Raw genomic sequence first — 19,773 nt, forward strand, 5'->3', positions numbered from 1 at the left:
CGTGTACGACACCGACACCTACCTGCGGTGTCTTGGACTCGACAGTGCATCGGTCCACCGCGTCGGGCCGAGCCTCGACGCGCTGGTGATGCTGCACAAGCGGCACATGCGGGCGCTGCCGTTCAGCAGTACCGGATCGTTCGCGGTGCCCCGCCGGGACGGTGCCGTGGTCGAGGTCGTCGACTTGGACCTGGACGCCGCGTTCAGCCCGGTCGTCGTGGCCGGCGGCGGTGGCGCTTGCGTACAGCTGAACCGGCTCTTCCTGCGGTTGCTGCGCGACCTCGGGTTCGAGGCGGGGCTGCTCGCCGGCACGACCGCCGAGGGTGCCGAGGCCTACGGCGTCGAGATCGAGCACATGCTGCTGTTCGTCCGGGCCGGTGGGCACACGTGGCTCGCCGACGTCGGGTACGCCGGCCCCTCGTTTCTCGAGCCCTTGCTGCTCGACGAGACCGGCGAACAGGTCCAGTACGGTTGCCGGTACCGCCTCGAACCGGACGACGACGGCCTGATCCTGCGGCGTCGCCCCAGGCTCGGACGCTGGAGCACTGTCTACCGCGTCAGCCCCGAGCCGAGGGAGCTGCCGGAGTGGCGGCCGTTCGAGAGGGCGGCGAACGCGCTGCTGGCCGGGCCGCCCAATCGGGACGCCCTGGGGCTGTGGAGCCGCGCCACGGACGACGGCCAGATCGTCCTGAAGGGACTGCGGCTGCTTATCGTACGCGGTGGCATAGAGAAGGCCCGCACCCTGACCGACCAGGAGTGGCCCGCCGTACGCGACCGCATCCTCGCTCCAGGCCCGCCTCCGTCGACAGAACAGGAACGTTATGCGCCGTGAACTGTCCCGCTCGGAACTGATGTATACCGGTGAGATCAGGGCCCAAATCCTGATCATCTGCACAGTGCGCGGCGGCGTCGATCCCGTCCTGCTGGACCGCGCGCTGAGCGCCGCTCTGGCCGGTCAGCCCTCGCTGCGCAGCCGTCTCACGCGCGACGGCGAGCGCTGGTTCCTGACCCTTCTGGAACCTGAGAAACTGCCTCGGCTGACCGTGCGGCCAAATGGTCCCGACGCGCAGGTTCGCGAGTACAACACCCCGCTACCCGTCGGCGGACCGCTGGTTCGCGCGGTGTTGCTCGCCGGCGCTGACGAGGACACCCTGGTGCTCGGCGTCGACCATGCGATCTGCGACGGGCGCAGCGCCAACGAGCTGTGCTACCGCCTCTGGCGCATTTACGCTGAGATCGAGACCGGTACATACGAACCCCCAGTCGCCCCGCGCGAGAGCTGGCCGGCACCGATCGACGACCTTCTGCCGCCGCGTGCCGAGGAGGAGCTCGAGGCCCACGTGCGGATCCGGCTCGAACGCGCGGCGGGGGCGCCGGTGGCGCTCCTGCCGTTCCTCGCTGTCCGGGAAGACGCGGAGCCGCCGGAGGGCATGATGACCTCCTGCCGTCTCCTACTCACCCGCGTCGAGACGAACCGGGTGCTGGCCGGGGCCAAGGACGCCGGGGTGCCGCTCAACGGTTACGTCGCCGCAGCCCTTCTAGCGGCCCTGCGCGACCAGCTGCCCCCGGAGTACGACGACCACCGCCTCGGCTGCTTCAACGCCGTCGACCTGCGGGACCGTGTCGCGACGCCGTTCGGGCGAGAGGAGATGGTTCCGACCGCCGCGTGGCACCAGACGCTGGCCGAGGTGCCGCGCGGCGCCGATTTGGTGTCGCTGGGCAACCAGCTGAACGCGGACCTGCGGGAGGCGGTCGAGCGCGGCGGCCCCGCCCTGGAACTGCAGGCCATCGACCGGCTGCTGGCCCATCCGACGGTGTGGGCGTTGAGCCTGATGCTGTCCAACGTAGGGCGGATCGATGGCCCGGCGTCGCCGCCCGGGCTGAAGATCGTCGACATGCGCCAGTTCGCCGTGAACAGCAAGTGGAACCCGGAGCGAGGGCGGGGTCCGGTGCTCGCGGAGCCGATGACCGTCCGCGGTCGGCTGAGCATCGAGATGCCATACAGCACCCAGTGCTTCACCAGTGCGCAGATGACAGCGATCCACGATCATGTGCGCAAAGCCCTCGGCCGCCTGGCGGATCGCGTGCCCGCACTGGGGTGACCGGCCCGCATCTTCAGTGCTGGTAGTACCGCGCCACGGCCGTTGTGCGGCGCGGAGGCCGCTTCTATCGTCACCGGCGTGAAGGCAATCATCTATACCTCAGTCGGTGCCAGCGACGTCCTCGAACTGGCCGAGCGACCCACGCCAGCGCCCGGTCCCGGCGAGGTACGGGTGCGAGTCGCGATCTCCGGCGTCAACGCCACCGATTGGAAGTGCCGGCAGTTCGGCCACGTCCAGGGCAGGCTGTTGTATCCGATGGTCATTCCCCACCATGACGGCAGCGGCGTGATCGACGCCGTCGGCGAGGGCGTCGACCGGGAGCGGCTGGGGCGGCGCGTCTGGCTATGGGACGCGGCCTGGCGCCGCCCGGGTGGCACCGCCGCCGAGTACGTCGTCGTCCCCCAGCGCCAAGCGGTCGAGCTGCCGCCGGACGTGTCGTACGAGACCGGCGCCGGGATCGGTTTGCCGGCCGTGGCGGCGCACTCCTGCCTCCTCGCCATGGGGGGCGCCCCCACCCGCCTCGGCCCGGGCGCGCTGGCTGGGCGCCGGGTGCTCGTGGTGGGCGGCACCGGCACGCTCGGCCACGCGGCGATACAGCTCGCGGCCTGGAGCGGTGCCGAGGTCATCGCCACGGCTAGCCACCCGGAGCAGGCCGGACGGGCACGGGCCGCCGGGGCCCGGCAAACCGTCGACTACCGCGCAGACACGGCAGCGGTGGACGTACGCGCGGCCGCCCCAGACGGCGTCGACCTGATAGTGCAGGTGGCGCCCTCGGCGTACGCCGAAGTGGACCAGGAGGTGCTCGCCCCGGCCGGTACCGTCGCTGCCTATGCGACCGAGGGTCGTGGCCGGGTCACCCTGCCCATCGCGGTCCTTATGGGACGCAATGTGCGCTATCAGTTCGTCCTCGGCGCGACGTTGCCGGCCGCCGCCAAAGACATCGCGGTTGCGGACGTCGCCGCCGCGGTGGCGACGGGGGCGCTGACCGTCGGGGCGGACTCGGGCCTTCCGGTGCTACGCTTCCCGCTGGCACGTACGGCGGACGCACACGACGCGGTGCAGGCGGGCTCGGCCGGTAAGGTTTTGGTGGATGTCGCAACGCTCTGAGTCGATCATCGGACGCAATATTCGAATGGCATCGCGGCCGGAAGTGTGCTAAAATTCTTGGGGTCTTTCCGGCTTGCACCATTTACCCTGGTTCCTGCATGGTCAATGTAGATGTGAGACTCCGCTCCAGGAAGAGAGCCACTCCGTTGCGAATACTCGCGCTGTCCGGATCGCTGCGCCAGGAATCCTTCAATACCCAGCTCCTACGAGCCCTGCCGAGTGTCGCGCCTTGCCACATGAAGTTCGACATCTTCGACGGTCTTGCCGGCCTCCCGCACTACAATCAGGACCTCGACGTCGAGGACCCGCCCGAGCCGGTGCGCCGCTGGCGGACGGCCATCGAAGAGGCGGACGGTCTCCTGATCGCCACGCCCGAGTACAACAACTCGTTTCCCGGCGTGGTCAAGAACGCCATCGACTGGGCGTCCCGTCCGGTGCCCAGCGCGGCCCTACTCGGCAAGAGCGTTTGCGTCATGGTCGCGACGCCGGGCCGCAACCTGGGCCGCAACTGCATGGCGGACCTCAGCCGCGTGCTGCACGACTGCCACGCCCATGTCATCTCGGGGCCGAATCTCATCGTCAACGAGGCCAACAACCGGCTGCAGGAAGTCAAGGACGAGACGACCGGTGAAAACACCACGACTATCGTCGACCCGTTCGTCCAGCGGATCGCCACGGCTCAGCTCCACGCGCTCGCCGAGGCGGTCGAGCACGACGCGGGACGGCACGCCGCCACCGCGCTTCGGGCGTTTCTGACCCCGCCCCGTTGACCGCCGCTCCCGGACCGGCGGTTGCCGATCACGGCTAGCCTAGTACTGCAACGGCATTTGGTCCCGTCACGTTGAGTGTGGTGGGCCGTTCGTTGTGGTGTGGCCTACGTTGATGTGGTGTCGTGGCAGGACGAACTGGATCACCTTCTGGGTCGGGTGGGTGGGCGTTTCGGCAGGTCAGAGCCGCGGCAGCGGGCGCGCCGGTATGTGGGTGGGCTCGTGGCGGGGTTGGAGCGTAAGAACGGCTGGACCCTGGCCGAGCATGCCAGTGAGGTGAGTCCGGACGGGATGCAGCGGCTGCTGCGCTGGGCGGACTGGGACGTTGACGGTGTCCGTGACGATATCCGCGACCACGTTGTGGACCGGTTGGGTGACCCGACAGCGGTGCTGGCGATCGATGACACCGGGTTCATCAAGAAGGGTGTCCGGTCGGCTGGGGTGCAGCGGCAGTACACGGGCACCAGCGGGAAGAAGGACAACTGTCAGATCGGCACGTTCCTGGCCTATATCGCCCCGTCCGGCCACGCCCTGATCGACCGCCACCTCTATCTGCCGGAGTCGTGGACCGGCGACCCCGGCCGGCGGGCGGATGCGGGGGTGCCGGACGAAGTGGAGTTCGTGACGAAGCCGCGGGTGGTGATCGCCATGCTCCAACGCGCCCTGGACGCGGGGGTGCCGTTTGCGTGGTTCACGGCCGATGAGGCGTTCGGGCAGGCCAAGTACCTACGGGTCTGGCTGGAAGAACACGACATCGCGCATGTGGTGGCGACCCGCCGCAACGACGACGTCATCACCGGCGACATGCGCTCACAACGTGTTGACCAGCTCGTGGCCGCCCTACCTGCGCGGGCTTGGCGGCGCCTGTCCTGCGGTGACGGCGCCCACGGCCCGCGCGAGTACGACTGGGCGTGGACCGCTATCCGCATCCAGCAGTGGTGGGAACCCGGCCGTGGCCACTGGCTACTGGCCCGGCGCAGCATCACCGACCCGACCGAGGTCGCCTACTACGTCTGCTACGGACCCCGCCGCACCACCCTGGCCACCCTCGCGACTGTGGCCGGCCGACGGTGGGCCATCGAGGAGTGCTTCAAACAAGCCAAACAGGAGACCGGCCTGGACCACTATCAGGTCCGTACCTGGCGCGGCTGGTACGCCCACGTCACCTTGTCGATGCTCGCCCTGGCCTGGCTCGCCGCTGTCAGAGCCGCCGAACAAAAAGGGGCGAAACGACCGGCGATGAGCAGCTCATCCCCATCACAGTCCCCGAAACACGCAGGCTGATCATCGCCCTACTCCTCAACCCCCAACCCACCAACGACCACACCATCGCCTGGTCACGCTGGCGCCGCCGACGACAATGGCAAGCCCGCCAATCCCACTACCACCGACGACACGCAATCATGCAACTGCCGTTGCAGTACTAGGGCCTATCTGGTGGATCTTGAGTCGGGGGCTGCTCGCAGCCAGTCCATGATCGAGGCGATGGTGAGGGTTGCCTGGTAACGGGACGCGAGTTTGTCGTAGCGGGTGGCTACCGCCCGATGTTGCTTGCGGCGGTTGAAGCCCCGCTCGACCTGGTTGCGGTCTTTGTACCGCGCGGGGTTGAAGTTCGGGGGCCGGCCGCCTGCCGATCCTTTACGGGTGCGGTTGGCGATGACATCGTCGCGTTCCGGGATTGTGTGCGCGATGCCACGGCCGCGTAGTGGTCGGCGGTTGGCTTTGGACCCGTAGGCCTTGTCGGCCAGTAGATGGTCGGGGCGTTTACGGGGCCGGCCCTGCCCAGTCGGGCGTGGGACGGCGACGGTGTCCAGCAGCGGCGCCAGTTCCCTGGTGTCGGCGGCCTGCCCCGGCGTGATCCGGGTGGCCAACGCCCGGCCGCGCCCGTCGCATAGGGTGTGGGCCTTGGTGGTCAGTCCACCGCGGGACCGACCCAGCCCTTGGACTGCCTGCGAATCGGCTGGAATCAGCCCCCTTTTCGGGCACCTGCCGCATGCTGATGCGCGCGCATGATTGTGGAGTCCGCCTGAGCGGCCCAGTCCAGGTCACCGGCGGCGTCGGCCTCGCCCTGCAACGCCTTCTCGATCTTCGCCCACGTGCCGTCGTCGTCCCACCGGGCGAACCGGTCGTACAAAGTCTGGTGTGGCCCGTACCGCTGCTTCGGGATCTCCGACCAGATCGCCCCGTTAGAGCTCCTATCACGATCTCCGTATTTCCTTGATCAATCTGCGGTAGCAGATTAGGGCGCAACCGAGAGTGACCAGGGCTTGGTGGATGCCGAGGTGGCGTTCCCATCGGACCGCGAGGCGTCGGAACTGGTGGAGCAGGGCGATGCTCTGTTCGACGACGTACCGGAGTTTGCCGACGCCCTTGATGTTCTTGCGGCCACGCTGGGGGATGATCGGCTCGGTCCTGCGCTGTCGGCATGCGTGGCGAAAGGCAGCGCTGTCGTAGCCTTTGTCGCCCAGGAGCACGCCGAACCGGCGCCGTGGGCGGCCGGGAACGCCGGCGATCGGCGGAACCCCGTCGAGCAGGTTGATGGCTTGGGTGATGTCGGCGACGTTCCCGGCGGTGGTGATCACGTGCAGCGGGATGCCGCCGCCGTCGCAGATCAGGTGATGTTTACTGCCGGGTTTGCCGCGGTTGACCGGCGACGGGCCGGTACCCGGACCCCCCTTTTAGCGTCGATGTGCGACGCGTCCACTGCCGCCCGCGACCAGTCGATCATCCCGGCGGCGTTCAGGTTCGCCAGCAAGATCCGGTGCAGCCGGTCAAACACCCCCGCCTCGCTCCAACGGCGCAGGCGCCGCCAGCAGGTCATCCCGGAACCGAACCCCAACTCCTGGGGCAGGTCCTCCCAGCCGATGCCGGTGTAGAGCACGAACAAGATCCCCTGCAAGCAGGCCCGATCCGGCACAGGCCGCGGGCCGGGCGCCCTGTCCGGCCACCCCGGCAACAGCGGCTCGATCAGCGACCACAACTTGTCATCGACGTCCCACGGCTTCGGCTTGGCCATACCCGCAGTAACGGACGATCATGAGATCAAGTCACGGCCGTCGATTAATCGAGATCGTGATAGGAGCTCTTACGGATCCGCCACAAGATGCCGTCGATCACCTGCCGATGATCCCGATACCGGCCACCCCGCTTGCCGTCGGTCGAGGGCAGCAACGGCTCCAGACGAGCCCACTCCTGATCAGTCAAATCACGCGCCACAACGATCCAACGACCCCAAGATCCACCGGACACGCCCTAGCTTGATCTTTAACCTGTGTAGGTGGCTCCGCCCGCTGATCCTGTGTGGACTCGGCGTGTCGTGGAGATGTTGAGCGGCCACCGTCTGATGATCCTTCGCGTTCCCTGCAAGGACGCGAAGAAGGACGGTGGCCGTGGCCACGATTCTGGACTACGTGGGTGGGCTGCTGCCGCCTGACACACCCGGTGCCGCCACGACGGTGGTGGAGCGACCGGCCGGTGATCCGGCGGCGGGGTTGGCGGCGTTCCGGCGGGGGTTCTACCGGTGTCTGACCCGTCGGGCGGATGCGTTGTTTGAGCTGGTCGACGCGGCGCTGTGCGCGGATGGGCCGGTGGGTTCGCTGGTGGAGTTGTCGCTGGTCGGTGAGCATCGGCGCGGTCACGGCTCGTTGTATGCGGCGTTGAACCGCGGCCGTGTCGACCTCGACCAGCTGCGGACCGCTCTGGCCGCGGTGCCGGTGCCCCGGGCCGCGGACGGTCGGATCGTGCTCGCGGTGGACGTGACCTGCTGGCTGCGGCCGGAGGCCCATACCTGCCCGCAGCGGGTGCTGTGTCACACCTACGGCCGCGGCAAGGACACCCACATCATGATTCCGGGATGGCCATACTCGGTGGTTACCGCTTTGCAGACCGGCCGTAGCTCGTGGACCGCCCCGCTGGACGCCCGCCGCCTGGCCCCGGGCGACGAGACCGCCACGGTCACCGCCGGCCAACTGCGCGAGGTGGTGCAGCGGCTGATCACAGCCGGGCAGTGGCAGCCGGGGGATCCGGACATGTGGGTGGTCGCGGACGCCGGCTACGACGGCCCCCGGCTGGCGTGCCTGCTGGCCGACCGGCCGGTCCAGGTCCTGGTGAGGATGCGCTCGGACCGGGTCCTGCGACGACGAGCACCGCTGGAGCGACCCGGTAACGGCCGGCCACCGCGGCACGGCGGCGAGTTCATCTTCGGTGACCCGGCCAGCTGGGGCGACCCGGACGTGGCCACCAGCACCGACACCCGTCTCTACGGCGCTGCCACCGTCCGGGCCTGGCATGCGTTGCACCCCCGGTTGACCCACCGCACCGCCTGGACCAGCCACCTCGGCACGCTGCCGATCATCGACGGCACCGTGGTCCTGTTGCAGGTCGACCGGCTACCGTCGGGCGCCACCGCGAAACCGGTCTGGCTCTGGTGCTCCCAGCCCGAGGCCAGCAGCAGCGAGGTCGACCTGCTCTGGCAGGCGTTCCTACGCCGCTTCGACATCGAGCACACCTTCCGCATGCTCAAACAGACCCTCGGCTGGACCAGCCCGAAGCTACGCGACCCGCACGCCGCCGACCGCTGGACCTGGCTCGTCCTGGTGGCCTACACCCAGCTACGCCTCGCCCGGACCGCCGTGGCCGACCTACGCCGGCCCTGAGAACGACCCGCCCCGCCCGAGCGGCTCACCCCGGCCCGTGTCCGGCGAGGGTTTCGGCACCTGCGCGGCAAAGCCGGTAACCCCGCCAGCGCGCCGAAACCCTCCCGACCAGGCCCAGGCCGACCACCCGGCCGACCCAACCACCACCGGGCCACCCGCCACGACGTCCACATCGTCACCAGCACAAACACGACCAGCACAACGAAAGAACGAAGAAATCCACCAACCGAAACCACGCCGCACAGGTTAAAGATCAAGCTAGGGCGCACTGTCAGGTCGAGGGATGCCCTGCTGCGGCGGCCCGGACGTACGGTTCAGGCAACGTCCCGCGCCGAGGATTGTCTGCTCGGACCGGTCCCGGTGCTTCTGTAGCCAATCGGAGCCTCCTTGATGGACCTACAGCCGCCACTCGGTTCCGCCGCCGCTGAGCTGGCGCCCCTGCCGCTCGCCGGCGTCACGGTCGTGGCGCTGGAGCAGGCTGTCGCCGCGCCGCTCGCCACCCGCCATCTGGCCGACCTCGGCGCCCGAGTGGTGAAGGTCGAACGCCGCGAGGGCGGTGACTTCGCCCGCGGCTACGACTCGACGATCAAGGGCCAGTCCAGCCACTTCGTTTGGCTCAACCGCGGCAAGGAGTCCGTGGCGCTCGACCTCAAGACCCCGGGCGGACGCCAGGTGCTCACTTGGCTGATCGCCACCGCCGACGTCTTCGTGCAGAACCTCGCGCCCGGCGCCACGGCCCGACTCGGCTTTGGCGCGGCCACCCTGCGCGCCCGTCACCCGCGCCTGATCACCGTCGACATGTCCGGCTACGGCGCCGGCGGCCCGTACGAGACCCGTCGCGCCTACGACATGCTGGTGCAGAGCGAGGCCGCCCTGATCTCGGTGACCGGCTCCCCGGACCGCCCGGCCAAGGCCGGCATCCCCGCCTCCGACATCGCCGCCGGCATGTACGCGCTATCGTCGGTGCTAGCGGCCCTGTTCCGGCGTACGGCCACTGGCCTCGGCGCCCAGCTGGAGATCTCCATGCTCGAGGCAACCAGCGAGTGGATGGGCTTCCACCTCTACTTCGCCCAGGGCACCGGCCGCACGCCGCCGCGGATGGGCTTGTCACACGCCACGGTCGCCCCGTACGACGCGTTCCCGACCGCCGACGGGCCCGACGTAATGATCGGCGTGCAGAACGACCGGGAGTGGGCGCGTTTCGCGTGCGACGTGCTCGGCCGGCCGCACCTCGCGACCGATCCCGCGTGGGCGACAAACGAGGCCCGCGTGCGCGGCCGTACCGCCCTCAACGAGCTCATCGCCAGGGTCACATCGCGGCTGGGCGGCCCAGCGCTGGAGAAGTCGCTGCAGGAGACCGGCATAGCGTACGCCCGCCTGGGCGACGCTACCGGCCTGCTGAACCATCCGCAGCTAGCGGGACGGCGGCGTTGGCGACCGGTACGAACGCCGGCGGGAGTGGTACGCGGACTGCTGCCGCCGTTCACGTTCGCCGACGTGGAGCTGCCGATGGGGCCAGTGCCCGCCCTGGGCGAGCACACCGAGGCGGTGCTGCGCGACCTCGGCTACCCGGACGAGCGGATCGCCGCGCTGCGTAGCCTCAACGCGATTGGGTGCCCGCCGGCCCGCGCCGAAGCCACCTCGGTCGCATGAGCCGCGTCGCTGTCGTGACCGGCGCCGGCCGGGGCATTGGGGCCTGCATCGCCCCGCGACCGGCCGGCGAGGGGATGCCGGTCGCTGCCCTCGACCTGGCCCGGGACGCCGCCACCGCCAACCGCTCGCCAGCACCGTGGCCGGGGGATCGCCGTCGAGGCCGACGTGAACGATTCCGACGCGGCACGGGCCGCGACCGATCAGGTGGCCGGGGCGCTCGGCTCACCGCTCGGGCCTGTCAGTAACGCCGGCGTCGTGCGCGACAACGTCCTGTTCCTGATATCGCCCGCCGACTGGGACCTAGTGCTCGGCCTCAACCTGCGCAAGACGTTCCTAATGACCCGGGCCGTCGTCGACCACACGGCGAAGACCGGATCCGGCCGCGTCGTGAATCTCCCGAGCATCGCGGCGCTCGGCCACGCCAACTACTCGGCGGCCAAAACGGGCGTCGAGGGCCTGACCAAGGCGCTTGTGCTAAAGCTCGGGCCGCTTAACATCACGGTAAACGCGGTCGCGCCCGGATACATCACCACCGAGATGACTGCGGCCCTGGCCGCCCGGGCCTGGCAGACCGTGGCCGAGCATCAGGCGCGGGCGGCGGCGGGCATCGCGGTGCGGCGGGTCGGGCAGCCGGAGGAGATCGACGAGGTCGTGGCGTTTCTAACCAGTGACCGAGCGTCGTTCGTGTCCGGGCAGGTCGTGCACGTGGCGGGGGGGCCGGTGTGCTAACTGCGGAGAGCGGGGACGCCGCGCCGGACACGACTGCCGGCAAGATCAAAGACCTGAACGATCGTACGATGGAAGCCGAGCGCAACGGAGGTGCGGCAGCCGTTCCCCGCCAGCGTGCTCAGGGCCGCGGCACCGCGCGCGAACGCATTGCCGGGCTGCTCGACCCGGGCTCCTTTATGGAGATTGGTGCCCTCGTGGCGCACCGCAGCCCCGCCCCCGGCATGGCTGCCAAGCACCCGGCCGGTGACGGGGTGGTCACCGGCACCGGCACGGTCGACGGCCGCCCGGTCGTCGTCTACAGCCAGGACGCCACGGTCTTCGGCGGTTCGGCTGGCGAGGCGGGAGGGGAGAAGATCCTCAAGGCGATGGACCTCGCCGTACGCGTCGGCTGCCCAATCGTGGGCATCAACGACGGCGGGGGAGCGCGGATTCCCGAAGGCGTCGTCGCGCTGCGCATCTACGGCGAGATCTTCATGCGCAACGTGGCGGCCTCCGGCGTCGTACCGCAGATCTCCCTGATCATGGGTCCGTGTGCGGGCGGCGCCGTGTACTCCCCGGCGCTGACCGACTTCACGGTCATGGTCGACCGGACCAGCCACATGTTCATCACGGGACCAGGCATCGTCCGGGCCGCCACCGGCCAGGAGATCGACTTGGAGGATCTCGGCGGTGGCCGGCTGCACAACACGCGTACGGGGGTGGCGCACCACCTCGCCGCCGACGAACCCGCCGCACTCGACTACGTCCAGAAGCTGCTGAGTCATCTGCCGGGCAACAATCGGGAGCGGCCGCCGTCGGTGCCGGGCGCCCAGGTGGCGGGCGAGCCCACGGCCGCAGACCTCGAACTCGACACGCTCATCCCGGACTTGTCACGCCGGGCTTACGACGTGCGGGAGATCCTGGCCAGGGTCCTCGACGACGGCGCGGTGCTGGAGGTCCAGCCGCTGTTCGCACCGAACATCGTGTGCGGTTTCGGCCGGGTGGACGGCCGCAGCGTCGGCGTGGTCGCCAACCAGCCGGCCCGGTTCGCCGGGGCGTTGAATATCGACGCGTCCGAGAAGGCCGCCCGGTTCGTGCGGACCTGCGACGCGTTCAACGTGCCTGTATTGACCTTCGTCGACGTGCCGGGATTCCTGCCCGGCACCGACCAGGAGTGGAACGGGCTCATCCGCCGCGGCGCCAAACTGATCTACGCTTATGCCGAGGCCACTGTTCCCAAGATCACAGTGATTACCCGGAAGGCGTACGGAGGCGCGTACGGGGTCATGGGCTCCAAGCACCTCGGCGCCGACGTCAACCTCGCGTGGCCGACCGCCCAGATCGCGGTGACCGGGGCGTCCGGCGCGGTCAGCGTCCTCAACCGGGTCGAGCTGGCGGAACTCGGCGAGGCGGAACGGGCCGCCCGCCGCGCCGAGCTGGAGCGGGAGTACGAGGAACTCGCCAACCCCTACCAGGCGGCCGGTCGTGGCTACGTGGACGCGGTCATCCCGCCGTCGCACACCCGCGGCCACCTGAGCCGGGCGCTGCGCCAGCTGGACGGCAAGCGGGTCGCCACCCCGGACCGCAAGCACGGAAACATCCCGCTCTGAGCCCGCCGCCCACGGACCGGCGGCGGGCAGAGCGGCTCAGCGGAACGCGGAGATCCCGGTCACCGCGCGACCGATGATTAGCTGGTGGACCTCCTCGGTGCCCTCGACCGTCAGCACCGCGTCGAGGTTGGCCAGGTGCCGGGCGACCGGGTGGGCGAGGGTGATGCCGTTCGCCCCCAGGATCGTCCGGGCGGCGCGCGCCACCTCGATCGCCGAGCGCGCGTTGGCCAGCTTGCCGAGGCTGATCTGTTCGGGGGTCAGTGTTCCGTCCCGCTTGAGCTGAGCCAGCCGGAGCGCGGTGAGCCCGGCGTACGTCAGCTCGACGACCATGGTGGCGAGCTTGCGCTGAGTCAGCTGGAACCCGGCGATCGGCCGTCCGAACTGCCGGCGCCGGCCCGCGTACCGCAGGGCGGCCGTGTAGCAGGTGCGGGCGGCACCGGCCAGACCCCAGACGATGCCGAAGCGGGCCTCGTTGAGGCAGGACAGCGGCGCCTTGAGACCGCGAGCCAGCGGCAGCATGGCCGAGGCGGGCACCCGTACGTTCTCCAGGCGCAGGTTCGTCGAGACCGACGCGCGCAGCGAGAGTTTGTCCCGGATCTCGGTCGCGGTGTAGCCCGGCGCCGACGTGGGCATTAGGAAGCCGCGCGGGCCCCGCTCGGTGCCGGCCCAGATGATCGCGACGTCGGCGATCGTGCCGTTGGACATCCAGGCCTTGGTCCCGTCGATCACCCAGTCGCCGCCGTCGCGGCGGGCCACCGTGCGCATCGATGACGGATCGGAACCGGACTCCGGCTCGGTCAGCCCGAAACAGCCCAGGGCGTCGCCGGATGCCATGCCGGGCAGCCATTCCCGGCGCTGGTCCTCGTCGCCCCAGCGGTGGATGGCGTACATGGCCAGGCAGCTCTGCACCGACAGGAAGCTGCGCAGGCCGGAATCCACGGCCTCCAGTTCCCGGCACGCCACGCCGTATGCCGCCGGCGAGGCGTTCGCGCACCCGTAACCGTCGAGCTGCATGCCGAGAACGCCGAGGCCGCCGAGTTCCTTGGCGATCTGCCGGGGTAGTTCGCCGCTCTGGTACCAGTCGTCGACCCGGGGCAGGAAATGCTCGGTGGCGTAGGCGCGTACGGTGTCGCGCACCGAGCACTCGGCGTCGTCGAGTTGATCGTCCAAGGCGAGGAAGTCGTCGTTGTCCACCACGTCAGACTCGCGCCGGGAAGCACTCGCGACAATCACCGAACTCGATAGTCGTCACCGGTCCGATGGCGTCGTGGGTCAGCGCCTCGCGGTTTGCTCCAGGTGCTGGCCAGTTCGACCCGGGAGCTGACGTCGAGCTTTCGAAACACTTTCCTTAGGTGGAAGGCTACCGTGTGCGTGGAGATGAACAGCTGCCGTCCCACCCTCGCGTTGGTGAGGCCCCGGCTGACCAGCTCGGCCACGGCGAACTCGGTGTCGGTGAGCGGGCCCGCGCTGGTGCCGGCCCGCCCGCTCAGCCGGGGCACCTGCCGACGGCGTACGCCCAGGTCGCGCAGCTTGCTGTTGACTCGGAACATGTCGCGCGATGCCCCGATAGCGAGGTAGTCGTCGGTGGCCCGGCTGAGCGCCGCCACGGCAGCGTCCTGTTCGGACGGGCGGGCGGAAAGCATCAGGCCCGCGTCCTCGGCCGCCGAGGCTCGCGCCCACCTGTCCCGGGTGAGGTCCTCGGCGGTGAGGATGTGCTCGACGCTGTCGTCGAATAGCCCCGCGGCGTGCAGTGCGGAGGCGTAGAGCAGCGGATACTCGGGGTTGCACACCGAGAGACCGTGCGCGTGGAAGACAACCTGGGCGGCCAGATCACGGGCGTCCAGCTTCAGCGCGGCCCGCACCAGCCAGGCCGCGGCGGCCGGGTGGGCCACCAGTAGTTCCAGCAGCAGCCGTTCGTCGCTGGTGATCCTTTCGATGAGGTGCGCGACGCTGGCGGCGCCGTCCCGAGCCTCTAGGACCTGGGTGATGGCCCACGAGCACCGGCCCGGAATGAACCGCGTGTGCCCGAGCAGGGCGTCGTCCTTGAGCTGATCGGCGTAGGTGCCGGCGGCGTTCATGTCGCCTTGGCGCAGCGAGCTCTGGGCGAGCAGGGTACGGCCCAATGGCAGCAGGGTGCGCGCGCCTGCCCGCTCCGCCAGCGCCAGCCCGTGCTGGGCGGCGGTGACCACCTCGTCGAGCCGGCCTAGGGCGAGCGCGATCTCCGCGCGACACAACGTGGCGGCGGCGAGCAGGCGGTCGCTCGGGACGTGCGTGTCACCGGTCAGGGTGCAGGCCAGCTCCTGACTGCCCTGCGACAGATCACCGAGGCGGACGAGAACGGTGGCGTGCCACACCCGCGCGAGACGCGTTCGCTCGCGGCCGGTCGCGGTGGTGTCGTCGTCCCGGTACGCAGCCCGCCGGGCGAGCTTGAGACAGCAGTTGATCCGGCCTTCGCGCCAGGCGGCGATGGAGGCCACGATGATCGTTTCCGTCCTGAGGATGTCTGGCACGAGGTAGTTGTCGGCGGGGCATTCTCGGAGGGATGAGACCTCTGACGTCATCGTTTCCTCGATCCTCGATCTCGTGCTGTACCGGGCCGGCACCCTCGCAGGGCGCGATCGTCTCGGACGGGCGAAACGTGAATCACAACGCGGGATCGGCGACCGAGTAAGTGATCAAGGGTCTTCGGTCTCGAGTCGCCGCCCGGCCCGCCCGGCCCGCGCGGCGACCCGGGGTCGTCCGGGTCGGCGCTCGGGAACCGCGTGCGGGACGTGGGGGCAGCGGGGATTGCCCACGAGGACCTCTCTTCCCTGGCCACCCTCGGGCCTGCCGGTCGCGGCGGACCCCAGGGATGAGTCATCCGGGCGTCGCGGGAGGCTGTTTCAGACAGCGCGGAGCCACACGAAAGAACTGTCGGTCATCGACGACACGACAGTGGACGGCACAGCGCATTTTCCCCCCGCTCGTGCTCGATGTTAGTCATCATTGAGCGGCATCCGCAAGGGTCGGAGAATTCATCTACGCGGGTATCAGTCAATGGTTCGCCCTCCGTCAAGCATTTTGCGCATCCTGGATCAGGGTGAAGCGTCCTCCCCGGGAGGTCTCAGCGCCGGAGTTTCGGTATTCGGGCATGATCGGGTAGGGCGGTGGTCGAGCGGCTATCACCCTCGTGGCTGAGTGATCCTTAGCACCAACATGGCGTAAATATAAGGTGCCAATCCGGCATATCGGCCGAGTGGGAATGTATAGGCCGATCTAAATTGATTTGCTCCATGAATATGTCCGATTAATGCGTAACTACCCGTTTGGGTGACGCGACGGCTAAGTGGAACTACCAGACCGAGGGATTCAGCCCGGTCGGACGGTGACTAAGGTCCGGTAGGGATAAGGTGGATGCCCGCTCGCGAAATGCGATGCCGTGTTCCGGGCTATGTATTTCCGGCGGCTGCTTTCGATGTTGGGAAAGGCTGGCGCCAGTGTGCTTGGTGCCATTTTCAACGAAACGTCAGGGGCTGTGGTGCGTGCCGATTTAATTAAGTCCTTGTCCGTGATTTTGCCCGAGCACGCGGAGCGCCTCGGCAACAAGATCGCGTACGAGGACGACATCCGGGCCGTCACTTACGCGGAGCTCGAGGCCCGGACCGGCCGGCTCGCCGGTCACCTGATCGACGCCGGACTGCGCCGCGGTGACCGCGTTGCGCTGTGCCTCGGCAACACGGTCGCCATGGTGGAGGGCTACATGGCCACGGTCCGCGCCGGGGGTGTCGGCGTACCCCTCAACCCTTACGCCAGCCGCCGCCAACTCGCCTTCCTGATGAGCGACAGCGGCGCCCGATTCGTGATGACCACCGCCGCCCACGCGGGCGAGTTCACGTCGGCGCCCGAGCGGCCGGTCGTGTTGGCGACCGGAACGGCCGCGGGCTGCCTCTCCTTCGATCGGCTCGCCATCACTGACCCGGCCGCGGCCGCGCCGGACGACCTCGGGCTGGACGAGATCGCCTGGATGTTCTACACCTCCGGTACGACCGGGCGGCCAAAGGGTGTGCTCTCCACCCAGCGCAACTGCTTCTGGTCGGTGGCCTCGTGCTACGTGCCGGTCCCCGGACTGTCCGTGAAGGACCGCGTTCTCTGGCCGCTGCCGCTGTTCCACAGCCTCTCCCACATTGCCTGCGTGCTGTCAGTGACCGCGGTGGGCGCCACCGCGCGGATCATCGACGGACAATCGGCCGGCGAAGTGCTCGAACTCCTGCGTACCAACCGATCGACGTTTTTGGCCGGGGTGCCCACCACGTACCACCGGCTGGTCGAGGCGCGGCAGGAGGACGACCGAGAGTTGCCCGACCTGCGGATGGCGCTCGTCGGCGGCGCGGTGACCAGGCCCGAGCTGCGGCGGGCGTTCGAGCAGTCGTTCGGGGTGCCGCTGGTCGACGCGTACGGCAGTACCGAGACCTGCGGCGCGATCACCATTAACTCGCCGGAAAGCGCCGGACCCGACGGCTCCTGCGGCCGGCCTGTCCCCGGCGTCAACGTGCTCATCGTGGACCGAGCCACCGGTGCGGAGACGGATCCCGGCGAGGAGGGCGAAGTCTGGGTACGCAGCCCAAGCGTCATGGCCGGCTACCATAATGATCCCGGGGCGACCGCCGCTGCGCTGCGCGACGGCTGGTTCCGGACCGGCGATCTGGCCAGGCGTGACGCGGCGGGTTACGTTACCATCTGCGGGCGTCTGAAGGACCTCGTCATCCGCGGCGGCGAAAACATCCATCCAGAGGCGATCGAGCCTGTACTGCGCGACGCCAGAGGAGTAGCCGACGCCGGGGTGGGCGGCATATACCACGACGTCCTTGGTGAAGTTCACGTGGCGTATGTGCGGCCGTGCCCCGACGGCCTTGAACTGCGCGCTCTTCTCGACCACTGCCGGTCCGAGCTCGCTCCCGCCGAGCTGCCCGAAGAGATCCGCGAGGTCCGAGACATCCCGCGGACAGCGTCCGGCAAGATCTCACGGCACCGCCTGGCCGCGCAGCCGTCGTGGTTGCGCTGGTCCGCGAGTGGAGAACACACTGGGTTGCTGAGCGTCGCCTGGAGGCCGCTGCCCTCGGGCGACGCCACCGGCGAGCCGGGCCAGCCGCACGACCGCACGCCGGCCTCGGACGCTTCCGCCGACCTCGCGCTCTGGACTCAGCTCGACCTCACCCCGCCCGCCGATGCTCCGACCGACCCCGTCCGCCGGGCCGCGCTCGGCCGTTGCCTGGCGCGGGAATTGGCCGAGCGAGCCGGGCGGCTCGGCGCCGACGACCGGCTCGTCGTGCTCATCCGACACGCCGTGGCGACGGGCCCGGATGACGACGCACCCGACCCCGCCCAGTTACCGGTCTGGGAGGAGGCTCGCAGGCTGCGGCCGCGTACGGTCGGCCGGCTCGTCACTGTCGACCTCGGCCACGAGACCACCGCCCCCGAAGCGGCCACCGGCGGCGTCGAGCCGGAGATGGCTGTCCGCCGCGGCAGAGCGCTCGTGCCGCGCCTGATCCCGGTCCCGGTCGAGGACCGGCCGTGGCCGCTCACCGACCTCACCCCCGGCGGCTCGGTGGTGGTCACCGGGGCCGACACCGAGGCCGGCGCGGCCTTCGCCCAGCGGCTCGCTGCCGCCACCGGCGCCCGCACCGCGCTCGTGGTGGGTGCGGCTGTTGCGGCGGACGGCCTCGGCCCTGATGTCGAGGTGGTGACCGTCGCGCCCGGTACGGCCGGCAACCTGCGGCGCGCGCTGGACGCGCTGCCGAGGCCGGTGACTGCGGTGCTGCATGCCTCCGGTGACGCCGAGGTCGGCCACGCCCTGTACTTGGCCACCGCCGAGTTGCGTACCGCGACCTTTGTCGCCACCGGCGCGGCGGACGCCCAGACTCTGGTCCACGCCCGCCGTCGAAGAGGGCTTCCCGCAAGCTACATCGGCTGGGACGCTAGCGGGCGGCCGGAGGATCGGCTCGCCGCCCTCGATGCCGCGCTCGGTCTCGGCGTCGCCGTGCTCCTGGCGGTCCGCCCCGAGCTCCCGCCGCCCGGCGCCGATGTGCCGCCCCTGCTTCGTGAGCTCGTCACAGCCGCGCCGCGAACCGCCACGCCGGACGCCACCACCACGGCCGAGCTGCGCCGCAGCCTGACCGCGCTCGACGAGCCGCGCCGGCTCGCCCTGCTGCGCGACCTCGTCTCAGGGCACACCGGCGCGGTGCTGGGCGGCTCGGCCTGCGATGACTACGGCCGGGCGTTCCGCGACCTCGGCCTTACCTCGGCGGCCGTGGTCGAGCTGCGCAACCGGCTGACGGCGGCGACCGGTTTGGCGCTGCCCGCCACCGTCACCTTCAGCCATCCGACGATCGACGCGCTCGCCACCCATCTGCGCGCCCAGCTACTCGGTCCGGGCGAGGCGGCGGCGGACGCGAATGCGGCTCTAGACGCTGTCACCGTGGCTGATGACCCCATCGCGATCGTGGGTATGGCCTGCCGGCTGCCCGGCGACGTGGGCAGCCCGGCCGACCTATGGCGGCTGGTTCTGGCGGGCGGCGAGGGCATCACCGGCTTCCCCGCCGACCGCGGCTGGGACCTAGCGAACCTGTTTGACGCCGACCCCGGCCACGCCGGTACGTCATACGTCGGGCGTGGTGGTTTCCTGCCCGACGCCGCGGGATTTGACGCGGGCTTTTTCGGCATCGCCCCGCGTGAGGCCCTGGCCATGGACCCGCAGCAGAGGCTCCTGCTGGAGACTTCGTGGGAGGCACTCGAACACGCCGGCCTGGACCCGGCCACGCTACGCGGCACCGACGTCGCCGTCTTCGCCGGTGTGATGGGGCACGGCCCGGCCCCGGACGGGCAGCTGCCGTCCGACCTCGAAGGCTTCCTGACCACCGGTACGGCCGCCAGCGTGGCGTCGGGGCGGGTGTCGTACGTGTTCGGCTTCGAGGGCCCGGCGGTGACGGTCGACACGGCGTGTTCGTCGTCGCTGGTGGCGATTCACCTGGCGGCGCAGGCGCACGCCCGGCGCGTTTGTCGAGTTCTCCCGGCAGCGGGCCCTCGCCCCCGACGGACGGTGCAAGCCGTACTCGGACGACGCCGACGGTACCGGCTGGGCGGAGGGCGCCGGGATCGTCGTCCTGGAGCAGCTGTCTTCGGCCCGAGCCCGTGG

At 69.8% G+C, this 19,773-nt stretch carries 13 protein-coding genes and 3 pseudogenes; 10 read left to right on the forward strand and 6 right to left on the reverse strand.

Features of this window, described 5'->3' with window-relative positions; all coding sequences use genetic code 11:
• Nucleotide 1: 1 nt before the first annotated feature.
• The 5 genes from ABD287_RS15665 (at nt 2) to ABD287_RS15685 (ending at nt 5,260) form a co-directional block, all read left to right on the forward strand.
• Nucleotides 2–832, forward strand: coding sequence for an arylamine N-acetyltransferase family protein (locus ABD287_RS15665; protein WP_344173762.1), 831 nt, complete (start codon nt 2–4; stop codon nt 830–832).
• Nucleotides 822–2,102, forward strand: coding sequence for a phthiocerol/phthiodiolone dimycocerosyl transferase family protein (locus ABD287_RS15670; protein WP_344173765.1), 1,281 nt, complete (start codon nt 822–824; stop codon nt 2,100–2,102). The genes ABD287_RS15665 and ABD287_RS15670 overlap by 11 nt, the downstream gene beginning before the upstream one ends.
• A 78-nt stretch (nt 2,103–2,180) precedes the next feature.
• Nucleotides 2,181–3,209 (forward strand): NADPH:quinone reductase, encoded by a 1,029-nt coding sequence (locus tag ABD287_RS15675; RefSeq protein ID WP_344173768.1) that lies wholly within the window; start codon nt 2,181–2,183, stop codon nt 3,207–3,209.
• Nucleotides 3,210–3,307: 98 nt separating this feature from the next.
• Nucleotides 3,308–3,979, forward strand: coding sequence for an NADPH-dependent FMN reductase (locus tag ABD287_RS15680; protein ID WP_344173770.1), 672 nt, complete (start codon nt 3,308–3,310; stop codon nt 3,977–3,979).
• Between the two features lie 99 nt (nt 3,980–4,078).
• Nucleotides 4,079–5,260, forward strand: a complete 1,182-nt coding sequence (locus tag ABD287_RS15685; RefSeq protein ID WP_344173772.1) for an IS701 family transposase — start codon at nt 4,079–4,081, stop codon at nt 5,258–5,260.
• A 146-nt stretch (nt 5,261–5,406) separates the two neighbouring features.
• Here ABD287_RS15685 and ABD287_RS15690 read toward each other — a convergent pair whose 3' ends face one another.
• From ABD287_RS15690 to ABD287_RS15700, 4 genes and pseudogenes are all read right to left on the reverse strand, one after another.
• A complete protein-coding gene (locus ABD287_RS15690; protein WP_344173815.1) occupies nt 5,407–6,015 on the reverse strand; it encodes an IS5 family transposase in 609 nt (202 codons plus the stop codon).
• The gene (locus ABD287_RS18600) at nt 5,943–6,155 is read right to left on the reverse strand and encodes a hypothetical protein (protein WP_425565644.1); all 213 of its coding nucleotides are present in this window, start codon (nt 6,153–6,155) and stop codon (nt 5,943–5,945) included. The genes ABD287_RS15690 and ABD287_RS18600 overlap by 73 nt, the downstream gene beginning before the upstream one ends.
• A 19-nt stretch (nt 6,156–6,174) precedes the next feature.
• Nucleotides 6,175–6,992, reverse strand: a protein-coding gene (locus ABD287_RS15695) for an IS5 family transposase (RefSeq protein ID WP_344173774.1) whose coding sequence is annotated in 2 segments (ribosomal slippage) — nt 6,175–6,656 and nt 6,656–6,992 — 819 coding nt in all. Because the reading frame shifts where the segments join, the coding sequence is not laid out codon by codon here.
• 71 nt (nt 6,993–7,063) lie between these two features.
• Nucleotides 7,064–7,192, reverse strand: a pseudogene (locus tag ABD287_RS15700) (transposase); the annotation flags it as partial.
• Between the two features lie 173 nt (nt 7,193–7,365).
• On the opposite strand from ABD287_RS15700, the gene ABD287_RS15705 reads away from it, so the two are divergent.
• The 4 genes and pseudogenes from ABD287_RS15705 (at nt 7,366) to ABD287_RS15720 (ending at nt 12,602) form a co-directional block, all read left to right on the forward strand.
• Nucleotides 7,366–8,631: an NF041680 family putative transposase gene (locus tag ABD287_RS15705; RefSeq protein WP_425565641.1), complete on the forward strand. Its 1,266-nt coding sequence runs from the start codon at nt 7,366–7,368 to the stop codon at nt 8,629–8,631.
• 390 nt (nt 8,632–9,021) lie between these two features.
• Nucleotides 9,022–10,284: a CaiB/BaiF CoA transferase family protein gene (locus ABD287_RS15710; RefSeq protein ID WP_344173779.1), complete on the forward strand. Its 1,263-nt coding sequence runs from the start codon at nt 9,022–9,024 to the stop codon at nt 10,282–10,284.
• A pseudogene (locus ABD287_RS15715) lies at nt 10,281–11,013 on the forward strand (SDR family oxidoreductase). The gene ABD287_RS15710 and the pseudogene ABD287_RS15715 overlap by 4 nt, the downstream one beginning before the upstream one ends.
• A complete protein-coding gene (locus ABD287_RS15720) occupies nt 11,007–12,602 on the forward strand; it encodes an acyl-CoA carboxylase subunit beta (RefSeq protein WP_425565642.1) in 1,596 nt (531 codons plus the stop codon). The pseudogene ABD287_RS15715 and the gene ABD287_RS15720 overlap by 7 nt, the downstream one beginning before the upstream one ends.
• Before the next feature lie 36 nt (nt 12,603–12,638).
• Here the strand turns inward: ABD287_RS15720 and ABD287_RS15725 are convergent, their stop codons facing one another.
• Together ABD287_RS15725 and ABD287_RS15730 are read right to left on the reverse strand one after the other, a co-directional pair.
• Nucleotides 12,639–13,796, reverse strand: coding sequence for an acyl-CoA dehydrogenase family protein (locus ABD287_RS15725; RefSeq protein ID WP_486352063.1), 1,158 nt, complete (start codon nt 13,794–13,796; stop codon nt 12,639–12,641).
• Between the two features lie 35 nt (nt 13,797–13,831).
• Nucleotides 13,832–15,163 carry a LuxR C-terminal-related transcriptional regulator gene (locus ABD287_RS15730; protein ID WP_344173783.1) on the reverse strand — a complete coding sequence of 444 codons (1,332 nt, stop codon included), beginning with the start codon at nt 15,161–15,163 and terminating at the stop codon, nt 13,832–13,834.
• 893 nt (nt 15,164–16,056) lie between these two features.
• Between ABD287_RS15730 and ABD287_RS15735 the strand changes: the two are divergent.
• A pseudogene (locus ABD287_RS15735) lies at nt 16,057–19,702 on the forward strand (AMP-binding protein); the annotation flags it as partial.
• Between the last annotated feature and the right edge of the window lie 71 nt (nt 19,703–19,773).

The sequence above is a fragment of the Pilimelia columellifera subsp. columellifera genome, from assembly GCF_039532605.1.
GTDB classification, from domain to species: Bacteria; Actinomycetota; Actinomycetes; order Mycobacteriales; family Micromonosporaceae; genus Pilimelia; species Pilimelia columellifera.

Excerpts from the sequence above, each read along its gene's own strand:
- ABD287_RS15730 (WP_344173783.1), bottom strand. The coding sequence starts at position 15,163 with ATGACGTCAGAGGTCTCATCCCTCCGAGAATGCCCCGCCGACAACTAC.
- ABD287_RS15710 (WP_344173779.1), top strand. The coding sequence starts at position 9,022 with ATGGACCTACAGCCGCCACTCGGTTCCGCCGCCGCTGAGCTGGCGCCC.
- ABD287_RS15670 (WP_344173765.1), top strand. The coding sequence starts at position 822 with ATGCGCCGTGAACTGTCCCGCTCGGAACTGATGTATACCGGTGAGATC.
- ABD287_RS15680 (WP_344173770.1), top strand. The coding sequence starts at position 3,308 with ATGGTCAATGTAGATGTGAGACTCCGCTCCAGGAAGAGAGCCACTCCG.